Genomic DNA, 14911 nt, shown 5'->3' with positions numbered 1-14911 from the left:
CACGCAAACTGTAATTAACAACTTCCGCTCCTGGCACAAAGCAGACGTTAAAGTCTACACTTCCTGATGCCGCGTCAGCGGCATGGAGGCGCCAGATGAGGTTACATGTGTCTGTGGAGTCAAATGGCGCCGAAAGCCCGGCGTAGCCGGTTGCCGGGCTATAAATTCTGCCACCCTACCCCCTGCCCTGATTAGCCTTAACCCGCTAACAGCAATGAAGAAGTCAAAGTAATCCCTTTTAACCCCGGTGAGCGGGCTTTACGGCGTTTACGACGTAAAGGGCGTGATTTCCGGGGCCTTAGCGGCGGCAGCTTGCTGCTGACGCTTAGGGGGATGTTCATCAACTATCTCAGCGACACCAGGGAACTTAACGCGGTAGCTGCAAAGCTATACCCGCTAAAAACGTCTCAGATGCCTCTGTACGCGGTCGGAGTGGCGACAGCCGCAGCCGGGGCGTATCTCCGCGTTAGCGGGCCGGAGGGCCGCTTACGAGCGTGTACCAAAGAACTGCCCGCAGCTCCACCGACAGCGATGAAGAAGAGTAGTTACAACACCCATCATTAAAAGCGACACTACTCCCGGCCTTCGGCCGGGGCGGCGGCGCTTTTCAGTGGTGGGGAGGGGCACCTGGCCGGCAAACCGGCGCCGGTTTTATGATGGATTTCCTTTTGAATGCTGTAACTAATTTGCTTCTCCGGCCGGGGCCCGTCGCGTAGCGAAGGGAGCTCTCACTGACGTTGCCGAACCGGCGCGACCGTCTGGTCGCTGCAAGGGCGGGCATTCTCCCGAGCCGGTCCACAATGCAGGCGATGAACAGGTTATGGATTTACAGAATTTATTAAAGGATCTTTAAAAGAGATACAGAGCTGGTGTTTAAAAGGAACCACGCGCCCTGAAAGTCCGACGGCAGGCTCAGAAGATGCTCCAGCGTGGCCATAGTACGTTCACCGAAGACGTGTGCAACAACCGTCCTCCGTATCCTGTCATACGCGTAAAACAACCAGCGCTGGCGTGATTTAGCGCCGACGTAACCACACTGTTCATCCATTTCAGAGCAGACAATCACATCACTGCCCGGTTGTATGCGTGAGTTTACCGACTGCGGCCTGAGTTTTTTAAGTGTCGTAAAATCGTGTTGAGGCCAACGCCCATAATGCGTGCACTGGCGCGACATCCGACGCCATTCATGGCCATATCAATAATTTTCTGGTGTGTACCGGGCTGAGAGGCGGTGTAAGTGAACTGTAGCTGCCATGTTTTACGGCAGTGAGAGCAGAGATAGCGCTGATGTCCGGCAGTACTTTTACCGTTACGCACCACGCCTTCAGTAGCTGAGCAGGAGGGACAAGTGATGGAGATGGAAGCCACGGGAGCACCTCAAAAACACCATCATACACTAAATCAGTAAGTTGGCACCATTACCCGGGAAGAGGGAGAAAATCTAGTGTGACAAACTACCCTCAGGATAGAGTGACAAATTGCCCTCAATTCTGGCTCCACTACCGGTTACAGCCAAAAAAACTATGAGTAAGCGCAGGATGCCAGGGAGGGAACAGCAAAACTGTGACAAATCACCCTCAACTTTCCAGATCAAATGTGACGAACCACCCTTAAATCTGTGACAGATAGCCCTCAACTATTCAATCGTCATGGAGGTTATATCACGGAAGGAAAATACGATATGCGTCGTCTGGCGGCCTTTCTTTTTCTCGATGTAAGAAAGGCGCATTGGTGTCCGGCTGTTGATCTCGTCAACACTTGCCTGCAGGAAACGGCGGCGAAAGTCCGGCATACGCTGGTAACTTTGAGGTAGCTGGTAGCGTTCCATGATCCAGTCGATTTTCAGGGACACGACACCTGAGCCATCAGGTTTACGGTACTGGCACAGAGATTCGTATAAACGCATGGCGTACGGATTGGTAATCTCTTTTGTTTCACTGAGCCGGAACTGCGTAAACCGGTTCTGTAACCCGATGAAGAAGGGAATCAGATATGGGTTGATATGTACGCTGTAAAGCCCTCTGGATGGGCTGTGCGCACGTTTAATAAACCAGGGAAAGGATTCATACCCTTTTTCATCGCCGGCATCCTCTTCAGGGCGATAGAAAACCACTTCCTTACCCGCAAAACCTTTTAAAGCCTGTCGTATATCCTTACTGGCTTCAGCGGAGGTCAGCCCGAATGTTTCAGCGTATTTAGCAACGTGAATTTCGCAGATGCCGTCATGTTCCTGCAGGGAGCCGTCGGATTTTCTGATCTGGTCAACGAACAGATACAGCATACGCTTTTGATCCCTGGAGAGACTATATGCCGCCTCAGTCAGCTCGTTAGACTGGACAATCCGCGGGCTATTTTTACGTTTTTTATGGTTTATAACCGCTATTTCCGCCATGACAGGTCCATGCGAAGTGTGACAGACTTTAAGATTGTCACACTTCATAAAACAGAGTCAACAGGGATGGATAACTTTGTGAAAAGCAACGCTTCCTGAGGGCAATTTGTCACAGGGTTAAGGGCAACTTGTCACAGAAATGGCGGCTATTTGAGGGTGATTTGTCACACTGAAAGGGCGTTTTGTCACAGATCCCTCTCTGGAACCCGCATGGATAAAGGCCTGTGGGCATTCTAAAAATAAAAATCTAACAACTATTTAAAAAGATCTTATAAAAATATCCCCGTGGATAAGTGGATAACCCCTATGGGAGGTGATTTTGCAGGCATTGAGCGTATGCAGAATTTATGAGTACTGTTCCATGGTGCTTCCTCGCTCACTCGGGGCTTCGCCCTGTCGCTCGGCTGCGGCGAGCACTGCTGGCTGCCAGAAGTTAGACATACAGCCTATTCTGTCCAGTTCTGGGTAATGCTACCAACTTGCTGATTTAGTGTATGATGGTGGTTTTGAGGTGCTCCAGTGGCTTCCATCTCCATCACTTGTCCCTCCTGCTCAGCTACTGAAGGCGTGGTGCGTAACGGTAAAAGTACTGCCGGACATCAGCGCTATCTCTGCTCTCACTGCCGTAAAACATGGCAGCTACAGTTCACTTACACCGCCTCTCAGGCCGCAGTCGGTAAACTCACGCATACAACCGGGCAGTGACGTCATTGTTTGCGCGGAAATAGACGAACAGTGGGGTTCGTCGGCGCTAAATCACGCCAGCGCTGGTTGTTTTACGCGTATGACAGGATACGGAGGACGGTTGTGGCGCACGTCTTCGGTGAACGCACTCTGGCCACGCTGGAGCGTCTTCCGGGCCTGCTGTCGGCCTTTGAGGTCGTGGTATGGATGACGGATGACTGGCCGCTTTATGAATCACGCCTGAAGGGAGAACTGCATGACAAAGTCATTGGACATTATCTGAACATAAAACACTACCAGTAAGTTGGAGTCATTACCCCTCAATCAAACGTGAGAAGTCGTCACCTTTAAAACTGGTCACATTTTCAATACCCAGATCGGAAGCAGACTGGTTGATAGTCTCTACCGCATAGAACTTTGCACCAGTCAGCCGCGGGGCTAACAGGTAAGATGAAATTAAGGTTTTACGAACACTGCCACTGTAATTAATTACCGCTACTTTCATAAATCACCTCAGAATTTTTTGTTGAACTTCTTAGGGTCGAAATTCTCACCGATTTTATTGAAGAATTCTTTATCAATAATGCCGGGACTCTCTGCTTTTTCACTTTCCTGCGCTTCAGGCTCAGACGGTTGTGTATTGTGCAATACACTTTCCGCTGCACCCTTCGCGCTACTCTTATCATGTGTATTGTGCAATACATTTTTTCGGTTTTGCCGCGTTCTATACAGTGCCATCTCAAGCCCTTTGGCTGTTACCGAAAAGCTGTATTCGCTGTCGAGGATTTCAGCAATTTCATGCCGCGTTAGCCCTCTGTCCAGCCAGTTCTCGATTTCATTTAGGCGCAATCTGACAGCAGCCGATAAGTTGCGGGGTTTCAGATCTGCTGGTTTATTCATAACCCCCTCCGTTGTATGAAAATGACTCTACAACACTCGTAAGAAGGGGTCAATCGAGTTTTGTAGTTTATCTGTAGTTTTCTTGTAGTCTATTTGTAGTCTGTCACGTTTTTTGTAGTTTCTTTGTAGTTTTATTGTAGTCTATTTGTAGTCTTCCAACACTAAGGCAAAACGTTTTTTGTAGTTTATCTGTAGTTTATCTGTAGTTTATCTGTAGTTTTTGGTTGCTCAGATGGTCATGCAAGTATGACCATCAAAGAATAGGACGCTTTTTAGCCAAATGACCCTTAACCTACGGAGATCGCCCTACCAAAAAAAGATGATTTTTTATCCCTTAACCTGCTATACACCTAACGCAGCGTGATAAATCACGCTATCTCACTGATTTAAAAGAAAAAAAACCAAATTTAACCATGCTGCGGTATTACCCAGGTATTACAAATCTAATCTAACTTACTGATTTAAAACATTTTTTATTTATTACTTTGGTAATACTATGATTTCACCGTATTAGACACCCTTTTTTCGTTTAAAAAATGCACAAAGTGAGGACTGAATGCCAACAATAACCGCAAAAGTATCAGATGAACTTTTGGCCTATATAGACCTGGTTTCAGGTGGTAATCGGTCAGAGTATCTGCGGCGCTGCCTTGAAGCTGGCCCAGGTGATCTGGAGTCCGGGTTGAAAATAGTTACCAACCAGCTGAGCGGGCACTGTTGCAAAGTTAGCGATGAGGCAGCGTTTTGTCTTATTCAAAGGCCTTACATTTCAAAAACTCTGCTTACCAGGCGCATTTCGCCCAGGGGATCACCATAATAAAATGCTGAGGCCTGGCCTTTGCGTAGTGCACGCATCACCTCAATACCTTTGATGGTGGCGTAAGCCGTCTTCATGGATTTAAATCCCAGCGTGGCGCCGATTATCCGTTTCAGTTTGCCATGATCGCATTCAATCACGTTGTTCCGGTACTTAATCTGTCGGTGTTCAACGTCAGACGGGCACCGGCCTTCGCGTTTGAGCAGAGCAAGCGCGCGACCATAGGCGGGCGCTTTATCCGTGTTGATGAATCGCGGGATCTGCCACTTCTTCACGTTGTTGAGGATTTTACCCAGAAACCGGTATGCAGCTTTGCTGTTACGACGGGAGGAGAGATAAAAATCGACAGTGCGGCCCCGGCTGTCGACGGCCCGGTACAGATACGCCCAGCGGCCATTGACCTTCACGTAGGTTTCATCCATGTGCCACGGGCAAAGATCGGAAGGGTTACGCCAGTACCAGCGCAGCCGTTTTTCCATTTCAGGCGCATAACGCTGAACCCAGCGGTAAATCGTGGAGTGATCGACATTCACTCCGCGTTCAGCCAGCATCTCCTGCAGCTCACGGTAACTGATGCCGTATTTGCAGTACCAGCGTACGGCCCACAGAATGATGTCACGCTGAAAATGCCGGCCTTTGAATGGGTTCATGTGCAGCTCCATCAGCAAAAGGGGATGATAAGTTTATCACCACCGACTATTTGCAACAGTGCCCAAAAAATTAACTACCTGAGGAAAATTGATCCTTTTGTGTTTGAAGAACTGTTGCTGGAAGGATTTGAAGCGCATGGCTTCAGAACCATCAGAAACAAACGCTATACCGGCGATGGAGGCATTGACGGCCAGGTAATAATAGGAAAATATCGCTATCTTATTCAGGCTAAACGCTATCGCGGCCATATTGCTTTACAGCACGTACAGGAGTTCGAGAAGTTGCTTAAACGTCATAACTGTCGCGGTCTGTTTTGCCATACCGGGAAAACCGGCGCAGGTTCAAAATCTGTCAGTATTGCCAGTGAACGGATGGAGATTATCAGCGGCCAGCGCCTGATAGATTTGCTCACGCCCGGCAGCTCCTTCACTATCGCAACCGCCCCGCAGACGATGATGAAGCGTACCGCAGCAACACTAGAAACGAGCACCATTGTTAAAGATGCCGGTAAAGAAAATCGATACCATGAGAGTTAATTAAATGAAGTCAGTAACTATAGAAGCAAAAACATTTGCTGAAATGTTAGGAATAACAGAAGGTGAGTTAATCTTTGCCATTAAGAAAACTGGCACATTCAAAAACAAGACCATCCCACAACCTCATGAGCCACATAAATCAAATAATAGATTTTTATATTCAGACGTAATGAGGTTTATAGAATCACTAAAAGACAAAGAGAACCGGTAATGACTCCAACTTACTGATAGTGTTTTATGTTCAGATAATGCCCGATGACCTTGTCATGCAGCTCCACCGATTTTGAGAACGACAGTGACTTCCGTCCCAGCCTTGCCAGATGTTGTCTCAGATTCAGGTTATGTCGCTCAATGCGCTGAGTGTAACGCTTGCTGATAACGTGCAGCTTTCCCTTCAGGCGGGATTCATACAGCGGCCAGCCATCCGTCATCCATACCACGACCTCAAAGGCCGACAGCAGGCCCAGAAGACGCTCCAGCGTGGCCAACGTGCGTTACCTAACAATAAACCTGTTTAAATATCCAGATAAAAACATTCAATCTGGGTCAAATGAGTGATACAGTTTCACCCATAAGACCCAATGGAGGCAATATGTCTGAATTTGAATTACTGGCGCAGGATCTGCTTGAGAAAGCAGAAGCGGAAGAACAACTGCGACAGGAAAATGATAAAAAGCTGCTCGGGCAGGTGCTGGAAATCTATGACCAGAAGTACGTGGCTGAACTGCTTAGAAAAGTTGGTAAAAATGAGTGGAGTCGCGAGACTCTTAATCGCTGGATTAATGGTAAGTGCTCACCTAAGACGCTGACGTTAGCCGAAGAGGAACTTCTACGAAAAATGCTTCCGGAAGCGCCTGCACATCACCCTGACTATGCCTTCCGGTTTATTGACCTGTTTGCTGGGATTGGAGGTATACGGAAGGGCTTCGAAACCATCGGTGGCCAGTGCGTTTTTACCAGTGAATGGAATAAAGAGGCTGTGCGCACATATAAAGCTAACTGGTTTAACGATGCTCAGGAACACACTTTCAATCTAGATATTCGGGAAGTCACGCTCAGTGATAAACCTGAAGTACCTGAAAACGATGCCTATGCTTACATTAATGAGCATGTGCCGGATCATGATGTACTTCTAGCAGGTTTCCCCTGTCAACCGTTCAGCCTTGCGGGCGTAAGCAAGAAAAACTCGCTCGGGCGCGCGCATGGTTTCGAATGTGAGGCTCAGGGAACGCTTTTCTTCGATGTGGCGCGTATTATCCGCGCAAAAAAACCTGCCATCTTTGTTCTTGAAAACGTTAAAAACCTGAAGAGCCATGACAAGGGTAAAACCTTTAAAGTCATCATGGATACCCTCGACGAACTTGGCTATGAAGTTGCGGATGCAGCTGAGATGGGCAAAAACGATCCTAAAGTTATCGACGGAAAACACTTTTTACCTCAGCACCGAGAACGTATCGTTTTGGTCGGTTTCCGCCGTGATCTGAACATTCACCAGGGCTTTACCCTGCGCGATATTAGTCGTTTTTATCCGGAACAGCGTCCGTCATTTGGCGAACTGCTGGAACCCGTGGTTGACAGCAAATATATACTGACGCCGAAACTCTGGGAGTATCTCTATAACTACGCCAAAAAGCACGCAGCTAAGGGTAACGGATTCGGTTTTGGCCTCGTTAATCCTGAAAATAAAGAAAGCATTGCCCGTACGCTTTCTGCTCGCTATCACAAAGACGGGTCTGAAATTCTGATAGACCGTGGCTGGGATATGGCCACAGGTGAAACAGACTTCGCGAACGAAGAAAATCAGGCGCATCGGCCCCGCAGGCTGACTCCGCGAGAGTGCGCGCGCCTTATGGGTTTTGAAAAAGTAGATGGCAGGCCTTTTCGCATTCCTGTGTCAGACACTCAGTCGTACAGGCAGTTCGGTAACTCCGTAGTGGTGCCCGTGTTTGAAGCCGTAGCCAAACTGCTTGAACCTTATATCCTGAAAGCGGTTAATGCCGATTCGTGCAAGGTTGAACGAATCTGATCGCTCCTCCCGGTATTTATGCCGGGAGATAATCTATGGAATATCTGCGTAAAGCCCTGTCAGCTCAGCAATAAACGCACCTAGCGTCATTAGCTCAGCTCTCACCGCCTCCGGGTATTTTTTGTGCAGAGATGATGGCACGACCAATCTGACACCCGACTCCCGCATCTCCCGATATTGAGCCAGAGAAACTCCCTCCTGGAGTGTAAACAGATGCACCTGATGAATTTTATCGGCCTCATTCAGTATCTGACGCCAGCGATCCTTACAGGTAGTCTTGACTGCCAGCATGCGCAGATTTTCTACGGGAAACTCAGTATCGTGGTAAGCCCCTGCGGAAGGGAAAAGGAAATCGGGTTTTTTATTACCTTCTGTGATGGCCTGCGTCGCAAAGTGTCGCAGGCCGTGCTCAATGAATAGATGCTCCAGGTGCAGTTCCAGCGACTTCCCGGCTCTGGATTTACGGCGATTGCTGACAGAATTGGCCAGCGCAATAAATTCATCCACAGAGCCAAATCCTTTCCGGATGATATCCAGAACATGCAGTTCCTCAACCAATAGAAATATGTCGTACTCCACGCGCCGGCGGTCAAGAAGTTGCTCATCCGGATCAAGGGAATTTTTCACATAATGGCTGGCTGCATACTGAATAATTTCACTTCCCGACGGAAAGCGCAGGTGCCAGTCTTCAGGTAGAATATATTTATGATTTACTGGCGCTTGCTGTAGAGATAGTCCGCCTAGAATCTGTCCTGCGGGGCCGGATATAAGCGCTCCGGGTATAACTTCACCAATAGCGGTCTCAATGACGTCCTCTTCATCAGTGCTGGCGCATACCCAAATATTTACTTCCTTACAGTCCCCCCCTTGCTCATCAAGCTTGAAAGCCAGGAGCGTCAGAGCCCCTGTATTTTCAGGATCCTGAAGTGGGCTGCCTCTACCCCAGCGGGTAATCCTTTTTTCATTCCGGGTTTTACCAAAATGACGGCTGTTATAATAAATTGCCCTGGCTTCGCTGTCAGGGCAATCATGCGATGACACATGTGCGGTGAGAAAAACCGAAGGGTTCAGTTCACGGGTATGGTTGATAGACGGAAAGAGTTTTTCAACGATACCTGAAGGGATATAAAGCCCTACCTGGTGACCACCTGTTGCGCCGGTATCGTTGGCGGAAAGGCGTTTGATGTAGACGAAGTAATTCTCACATGCGATCTCAAGTAGCCAGTTGTGGAAAACCGACATAAGCATCCCCTGTTACCCTGAAACTCTACTCACCATTTTTTCATGATTATATACAAACAGTGTCATTTTCAGAAGACGACTGCACCAGTTGATTGGGCGTAATGGCTGTTGTGCAGCCAGCTCCTGACAGTTCAATATCAGAAGTGATCTGCACCAATCTCGACTATGCTCAATACTCGTGTGCACCAAAGCGAGGTGAGCATGGCGACGGAGGCTCTGTTGCAAAGATTGGCGGCAGTCAGAGGTAGGCTGTCGCTCTGCGCCGATCAGGCGGCTGCTGCGAAATGGTGGTTGAGCATGCCCATGGCCTCCGTCAGCGCCGAGGGCCCAATGCCAAAAGCTCTCTCCACAAGGCGCACCTCGCCCCTGATGCCGGGCTGCAGGCACCAGGGGCGAGCCTGTCCTTTGCGCAGGGCTCGCATGACTTCGAATCCCTTGATCGTGGCATAGGCCGTGGGGATCGATTTGAAACCGCGCACCGGCTTGATCAGTATCTTGAGCTTTCCGTGATCGGCCTCGATCACGTTATTGAGATACTTCACCTGCCGGTGGGCCGTCTCCCGGTCCAGCTTTCCTTCGCGCTTCAATTCGGTGATCGCTGCACCATAGCTCGGCGCTTTGTCGGTATTGAGCGTGGCAGGCTTTTCCCAGTGCTTCAGGCCTCGCAGGGCCTTGCCCAGGAACCGCTTCGCTGCCTTGGCGCTGCGGGTCGGCGACAGGTAGAAATCGATCGTGTCGCCCCGCTTGTCGACTGCCCGGTACAGGTAGGTCCACTTGCCCCGCACCTTGACGTAGGTTTCATCCAGGCGCCAGCTCGGATCAAAGCCACGCCGCCAGAACCAGCGCAGCCGCTTCTCCATCTCCGGGGCGTAGCACTGGACCCAGCGATAGATCGTCGTATGGTCGACCGAAATGCCGCGTTCCGCCAGCATTTCCTCAAGGTCGCGATAGCTGATCGGATAGCGACAATACCAGCGCACCGCCCACAGGATCACATCACCCTGGAAATGGCGCCACTTGAAATCCGTCATCGTTCCGTCCGTCCAATCTCCGCCAAGCATGCTCAAGCTTCACGATTTTTGCAACAGAGCCCACACGAGTATTGAGCATAGTCGAGATTGGTGCAGATCACTTCTGATATTGAACTGTCAGGAGCTGGCTGCACAACAGCCATTACGCCCAATCAACTGGTGCAGTCGTCTTCTGAAAATGACATTTGGTATCTCTCATAAACGGATGTTTTTGAGAGAACTATCTTCGGCCTTCACACGCACGAAAGGCGGCGAAGCTCCGCCGTTAATCCGTCCGCCGGAGATCTCGCCCAGGCAGGCTGAAGGCCGAGCAAGCCTGACAGGCCCGAAAAGCCCGGCACGGGCGTCGGCGGCGATGACGGCGGCGGCATTATCCAGGGTTGATGATGGAAGTGGAGGATATCGACAACCTCTCGCGCAACCAAGACATCGCGGTCGGACTGCAAGTGATCTTGAAGCCACGGGCCCGTCCCACCCCGACATGGACCTCGATGCCCGAACGGACGTTAGATTTCGAGTTCTAGGCGTTCTGCGATGAAGGTTGGATCCCAGCCGGGATTGAAAGTGTCGACGTGGGTGAATCCGAGCCGCTCGTATAGGCCACGCAGGTTCGGGTGGCAGTCGAGCCGCAGCTTGGCGCACCCCTGCGTTCGCGCGGCATGGCGGCAAGCCTCGATCAGCGCGGAGCTGACACCCCGGCCCGCATGTGTCCGTCGCACCGCGAGCTTGTGCAGATATGCGGCCTCCCCCTTGAGGGCGTCGGGCCAGAACTCGGGATCCTCGGCCGACAAGGTGCAACAGCCGACGATGCCGTCGCTGCAACTCGCGACTAGGAGCTCGGATCTCAGGACGAAGGTCTCCGCGAATGTCCGGTCGATCCGCGCGACGTCCCAGGCGGGCGTTCCCTTGGCGGACATCCACGCCGCAGCGTCGTGCATCAGCCGCACAACCTCGTCGATATCACCCGAGCAGGCGACCCGAACGTTCGGAGGCTCCTCGCTGTCCATTCGCTCCCCTGGCGCGGTATGAACCGCCGCCTCATAGTGCAGTTTGATCCTGACGAGCCCAGCATGTCTGCGCCCACCTTCGCGGAACCTGACCAGGGTCCGCTAGCGGGCGGCCGGAAGGTGAATGCTAGGCATGATCTAACCCTCGGTCTCTGGCGTCGCGACTGCGAAATTTCGCGAGGGTTTCCGAGAAGGTGATTGCGCTTCGCAGATCTCCAGGCGCGTGGGTGCGGACGTAGTCAGCGCCATTGCCGATCGCGTGAAGTTCCGCCGCAAGGCTCGCTGGACCCAGATCCTTTACAGGAAGGCCAACGGTGGCGCCCAAGAAGGATTTCCGCGACACCGAGACCAATAGCGGAAGCCCCAACGCCGACTTCAGCTTTTGAAGGTTCGACAGCACGTGCAGCGATGTTTCCGGTGCGGGGCTCAAGAAAAATCCCATCCCCGGATCGAGGATGAGCCGGTCGGCAGCGACCCCGCTCCGTCGCAAGGCGGAAACCCGCGCCTCGAAGAACCGCACAATCTCGTCGAGCGCGTCTTCGGGTCGAAGGTGACCGGTGCGGGTGGCGATGCCATCCCGCTGCGCTGAGTGCATAACCACCAGCCTGCAGTCCGCCTCAGCAATATCGGGATAGAGCGCAGGGTCAGGAAATCCTTGGATATCGTTCAGGTAGCCCACGCCGCGCTTGAGCGCATAGCGCTGGGTTTCCGGTTGGAAGCTGTCGATTGAAACACGGTGCATCTGATCGGACAGGGCGTCTAAGAGCGGCGCAATACGTCTGATCTCATCGGCCGGCGATACAGGCCTCGCGTCCGGATGGCTGGCGGCCGGTCCGACATCCACGACGTCTGATCCGACTCGCAGCATTTCGATCGCCGCGGTGACAGCGCCGGCGGGGTCTAGCCGCCGGCTCTCATCGAAGAAGGAGTCCTCGGTGAGATTCAGAATGCCGAACACCGTCACCATGGCGTCGGCCTCCGCAGCGACTTCCACGATGGGGATCGGGCGAGCAAAAAGGCAGCAATTATGAGCCCCATACCTACAAAGCCCCACGCATCAAGCTTTTGCCCATGAAGCAACCAGGCAATGGCTGTAATTATGACGACGCCGAGTCCCGACCAGACTGCATAAGCAACACCGACAGGGATGGATTTCAGAACCAGAGAAAGAAAATAAAATGCGATGCCATAACCGATTATGACAACGGCGGAAGGGGCAAGCTTAGTAAAGCCCTCGCTAGATTTTAATGCGGATGTTGCGATTACTTCGCCAACTATTGCGATAACAAGAAAAAGCCAGCCTTTCATGATATATCTCCCAATTTGTGTAGGGCTTATTATGCACGGCTTACAGCAGGCAAAATTTAACCAGAAAAAAGCCGCTGAATTACTGGGGCTGACTTACCATCAGCTTCGCGCTTTGCTGAAAAAACACCAGATTTAACGCACATTTGCAGATGTCATATTGGCGGATTTGACGCATAACCCCATCAGGGTTTACCATGACGCCATTACTGTATAAAAAAACAGGTACAAATATGGCTCTGGCACTCGTTGGCGAAAAAATTGACAGAAACCGTTTCACCGGTGAGAAAATTGAAAATAGTACATTTTTTAACTGTGATTTTTCAGGTGCCGACCTGAGCGGCACTGAATTTATCGGCTGTCAGTTCTATGATCGTGAAAGCCAGAAAGGGTGCAATTTTAGTCGTGCGATGCTGAAAGATGCCATTTTTAAAAGCTGTGATTTATCCATGGCGGATTTTCGCAATGCCAGTGCGCTGGGCATTGAAATTCGCCACTGCCGCGCACAAGGCGCAGATTTCCGCGGCGCAAGCTTTATGAATATGATCACCACGCGCACCTGGTTTTGTAGCGCATATATCACGAATACCAATCTAAGCTACGCCAATTTTTCGAAAGTCGTGTTGGAAAAGTGTGAGCTGTGGGAAAACCGTTGGATGGGTGCCCAGGTACTGGGCGCGACGTTCAGTGGTTCAGATCTCTCCGGCGGCGAGTTTTCGACTTTCGACTGGCGAGCAGCGAACTTCACACATTGCGATCTGACCAATTCGGAGTTGGGTGACTTAGATATTCGGGGCGTTGATTTACAAGGCGTTAAGCTGGACAACTACCAGGCGTCGTTGCTCATGGAGCGGCTTGGCATCGCGGTGATTGGTTAGCATTCACGGAGCGGTAAGTACCGCTCCCGCCCTTATACAATAGTGTCCGCCCTTGCCTTAAAAGTCACTTTCGACGCACAGAGCGTAAACGTTAGAGGGTTCCGGTCCCCCCATCAGAACACCAGACCTGACCAGACGTATAGCTGTTCTCCCGAGCGGCCAGGGTGACATAAAGCGGCGCGATTTCCACCGGTTGACCAGGGCGTCCCAGCGGCGCATTTGCCCCAAATTTCTCCACCTTTTCCTGCGGTTGACCACCACAGCACTGCAGTACAGTCCAGTATGGACCCGGCGCGACGGCATTGACACGGATCCCTTTCGGGGCCAGCTGTTTCGCCAGCGATTTAGTAAATGCCACGATAGCTGCTTTAGTCTGAGCATAATCAAGCAAGATTTCACTTGGCTCATAAGCCTGTACGGAGGAGGTATTAATTATCACGCTGTCTGGTGAAAGATGGGGTATGGCCGCTTTGGTGATCCAAAACATAGCGTAAACATTGGTTTTGAATGTTGCGTCGAAGTCTTCTGTGGTGAGTTCCTCAATTGACTCACAAAATTGCTGACGACCCGCATTATTGACGAGGATATCCAACCCTCCCAGTCCTTTTACCGCCTGTGTTACCAGATGACCGCAAAAAGCCTCATCACGGATATCGCCGGGGATGGCCAAAACATTTCTGCCTGCTTTTTTTATCAGATCGACCACTTCACGCGCATCGTCTTCTTCTTCAGGTAAATAGTTAATCGCAACATCAGCGCCTTCACGAGCATAGGCAATAGCAACAGCACGACCAATCCCTGAATCCCCACCGGTAATTAATACCTTGCGCCCATTCAGGCGACCGCTTCCCTGATAGCTGTCTTCTCCATGATCGGGGCGCGGTTGCATTTTCCCCGCCAGCCCGGGAAAGGGCTGCTGCTGCTGTTGAAAAGGCGGCGCCGGAAAACGCGCAGAATTGGTTTTATTGATGGTCTTTTTTTCCTTGTTTAAGCCAGCCATTCAATTACCTCTCATTATTTATCACAAAGACTAATAATCGTAGACCAAAATGAATGGTATGACCTATATTATCCAGCTACACTTAATTTTCTCGGAATATTACCCTCCCTACTTTCCTCTACCGTTGCGCTTATATCCCCACCAACGTTAGATTTAATTTAAAAAATATTATTTGAGACTTATCCAGTTCGCAGTGTTAATAAATAGCAACCACACTTAACATCTCAATCTGGGGTATAGGAAGTATAAACCACCTTTTTGCTCCTCATCCGAAGTATCTTACCTGAAATTCCCTCACTCGTTTACCGCTCAAGCCCCAATTTTAACTGCCGGTCCAGCCTAAACCGCTCTAATAAGGTTCGATTTGGCGGTAAAATCTCTAGCCTGATAGCTCGAGAGATACAAACTGCCCCACCGCCCCGTTTAAAAGTTGGCAGTGTTG

14 protein-coding genes and 6 pseudogenes are annotated in these 14911 nt (G+C 50.7%); 7 read left to right on the top strand and 13 right to left on the bottom strand.

Translation table 11 applies throughout. The features are described from left to right. Positions 1-895 precede the first annotated feature (895 nt). Positions 896-1368: pseudogene (locus ES815_RS00765) on the bottom strand (IS1 family transposase); the annotation flags it as partial. Between the two features lie 268 nt (positions 1369-1636). Then, a complete protein-coding gene (gene repE / locus ES815_RS00755) occupies positions 1637-2392 on the bottom strand; it encodes a replication initiation protein RepE (RefSeq protein ID WP_000807690.1) in 756 nt (251 codons plus the stop codon). Between the two features lie 519 nt (positions 2393-2911). On the opposite strand from repE, the pseudogene ES815_RS00750 reads away from it, so the two are divergent. Continuing rightward, positions 2912-3379: pseudogene (locus ES815_RS00750) on the top strand (IS1 family transposase). Positions 3380-3389: 10 nt separating this feature from the next. Here ES815_RS00750 and ES815_RS00745 read toward each other — a convergent pair. The 3 genes from ES815_RS00745 to ES815_RS00730 form a co-directional block, all read right to left on the bottom strand. Next, a complete protein-coding gene (locus tag ES815_RS00745) occupies positions 3390-3581 on the bottom strand; it encodes a hypothetical protein (RefSeq protein ID WP_000861580.1) in 192 nt (63 codons plus the stop codon). 8 nt (positions 3582-3589) lie between these two features. Continuing rightward, positions 3590-3976 carry a plasmid stabilization protein StbA gene (gene stbA / locus ES815_RS00740; RefSeq protein WP_001039463.1) on the bottom strand — a complete coding sequence of 129 codons (387 nt, stop codon included), beginning with the start codon at positions 3974-3976 and terminating at the stop codon, positions 3590-3592. Between the two features lie 762 nt (positions 3977-4738). Then, positions 4739-5443 (bottom strand): IS6-like element IS26 family transposase, encoded by a 705-nt coding sequence (locus ES815_RS00730; protein WP_001067855.1) that lies wholly within the window; start codon positions 5441-5443, stop codon positions 4739-4741. On the opposite strand from ES815_RS00730, the gene ES815_RS00725 reads away from it, so the two are divergent. Together ES815_RS00725 and ES815_RS00720 are read left to right on the top strand one after the other, a co-directional pair. Next, positions 5420-5980: a restriction endonuclease gene (locus ES815_RS00725; protein ID WP_223275401.1), complete on the top strand. Its 561-nt coding sequence runs from the start codon at positions 5420-5422 to the stop codon at positions 5978-5980. The genes ES815_RS00730 and ES815_RS00725 overlap by 24 nt on opposite strands. Positions 5981-5984: 4 nt before the next feature. Continuing rightward, complete coding sequence (locus ES815_RS00720) at positions 5985-6191, top strand: hypothetical protein (protein WP_001749967.1); 207 nt, start codon at positions 5985-5987, stop codon at positions 6189-6191. Positions 6192-6201: 10 nt separating this feature from the next. On the opposite strand, the pseudogene ES815_RS00715 reads toward ES815_RS00720, so the two are convergent. Continuing rightward, positions 6202-6474: pseudogene (locus ES815_RS00715) on the bottom strand (IS1 family transposase); the annotation flags it as partial. A 98-nt stretch (positions 6475-6572) separates the two neighbouring features. Here ES815_RS00715 and ES815_RS00710 point away from each other — a divergent pair. Further along, positions 6573-8006 carry a DNA cytosine methyltransferase gene (locus ES815_RS00710; protein WP_001288432.1) on the top strand — a complete coding sequence of 478 codons (1434 nt, stop codon included), beginning with the start codon at positions 6573-6575 and terminating at the stop codon, positions 8004-8006. 33 nt (positions 8007-8039) lie between these two features. On the opposite strand, the gene ES815_RS00705 is transcribed toward ES815_RS00710, so the two are convergent. After that, positions 8040-9248, bottom strand: coding sequence for a type II site-specific deoxyribonuclease (locus ES815_RS00705; RefSeq protein WP_001749969.1), 1209 nt, complete (start codon positions 9246-9248; stop codon positions 8040-8042). Between the two features lie 61 nt (positions 9249-9309). On the opposite strand from ES815_RS00705, the pseudogene ES815_RS23705 reads away from it, so the two are divergent. Beyond that, a pseudogene (locus ES815_RS23705) lies at positions 9310-9375 on the top strand (EAL domain-containing protein); the annotation flags it as partial. Positions 9376-9514: 139 nt separating this feature from the next. Here ES815_RS23705 and ES815_RS00690 read toward each other — a convergent pair. The 5 genes and pseudogenes from ES815_RS00690 to ES815_RS00665 all read right to left on the bottom strand — a co-directional run bounded on the left by ES815_RS00690 (position 9515) and on the right by ES815_RS00665 (position 12594). After that, complete coding sequence (locus tag ES815_RS00690; RefSeq protein ID WP_001389365.1) at positions 9515-10279, bottom strand: IS6-like element IS6100 family transposase; 765 nt, start codon at positions 10277-10279, stop codon at positions 9515-9517. Between the two features lie 117 nt (positions 10280-10396). After that, positions 10397-10465 (bottom strand): annotated as a pseudogene (locus ES815_RS23700) (EAL domain-containing protein); the annotation flags it as partial. Between the two features lie 320 nt (positions 10466-10785). Then, the gene (locus ES815_RS00680; protein WP_000376623.1) at positions 10786-11286 is read right to left on the bottom strand and encodes a GNAT family N-acetyltransferase; all 501 of its coding nucleotides are present in this window, start codon (positions 11284-11286) and stop codon (positions 10786-10788) included. Between the two features lie 127 nt (positions 11287-11413). Then, positions 11414-12253: a sulfonamide-resistant dihydropteroate synthase Sul1 gene (gene sul1, locus ES815_RS00670; RefSeq protein ID WP_000259031.1), complete on the bottom strand. Its 840-nt coding sequence runs from the start codon at positions 12251-12253 to the stop codon at positions 11414-11416. Further along, entirely contained in the window at positions 12247-12594 is a 348-nt protein-coding gene (locus ES815_RS00665) for a quaternary ammonium compound efflux SMR transporter QacE delta 1 (protein WP_000679427.1), read from the bottom strand. The genes sul1 and ES815_RS00665 overlap by 7 nt, the downstream gene beginning before the upstream one ends. Positions 12595-12634: 40 nt before the next feature. On the opposite strand from ES815_RS00665, the pseudogene ES815_RS24045 reads away from it, so the two are divergent. Beyond that, a pseudogene (locus ES815_RS24045) lies at positions 12635-12730 on the top strand (helix-turn-helix domain-containing protein); the annotation flags it as partial. Between the two features lie 94 nt (positions 12731-12824). Continuing rightward, the gene (locus ES815_RS00655; protein ID WP_001749994.1) at positions 12825-13469 is read left to right on the top strand and encodes a quinolone resistance pentapeptide repeat protein QnrB6; all 645 of its coding nucleotides are present in this window, start codon (positions 12825-12827) and stop codon (positions 13467-13469) included. A gap of 91 nt (positions 13470-13560) precedes the next feature. On the opposite strand, the gene ES815_RS00650 is transcribed toward ES815_RS00655, so the two are convergent. Continuing rightward, positions 13561-14469: an SDR family oxidoreductase gene (locus ES815_RS00650; RefSeq protein ID WP_001749993.1), complete on the bottom strand. Its 909-nt coding sequence runs from the start codon at positions 14467-14469 to the stop codon at positions 13561-13563. Between the last annotated feature and the right edge of the window lie 442 nt (positions 14470-14911).

Origin of the sequence: Leclercia adecarboxylata (assembly GCF_006874705.1) — a bacterium.
Classification (GTDB): Bacteria; Pseudomonadota; Gammaproteobacteria; order Enterobacterales; family Enterobacteriaceae; genus Enterobacter; species Enterobacter adecarboxylatus_C.
This window is presented reverse-complemented; position numbering and strand designations above follow the sequence as displayed.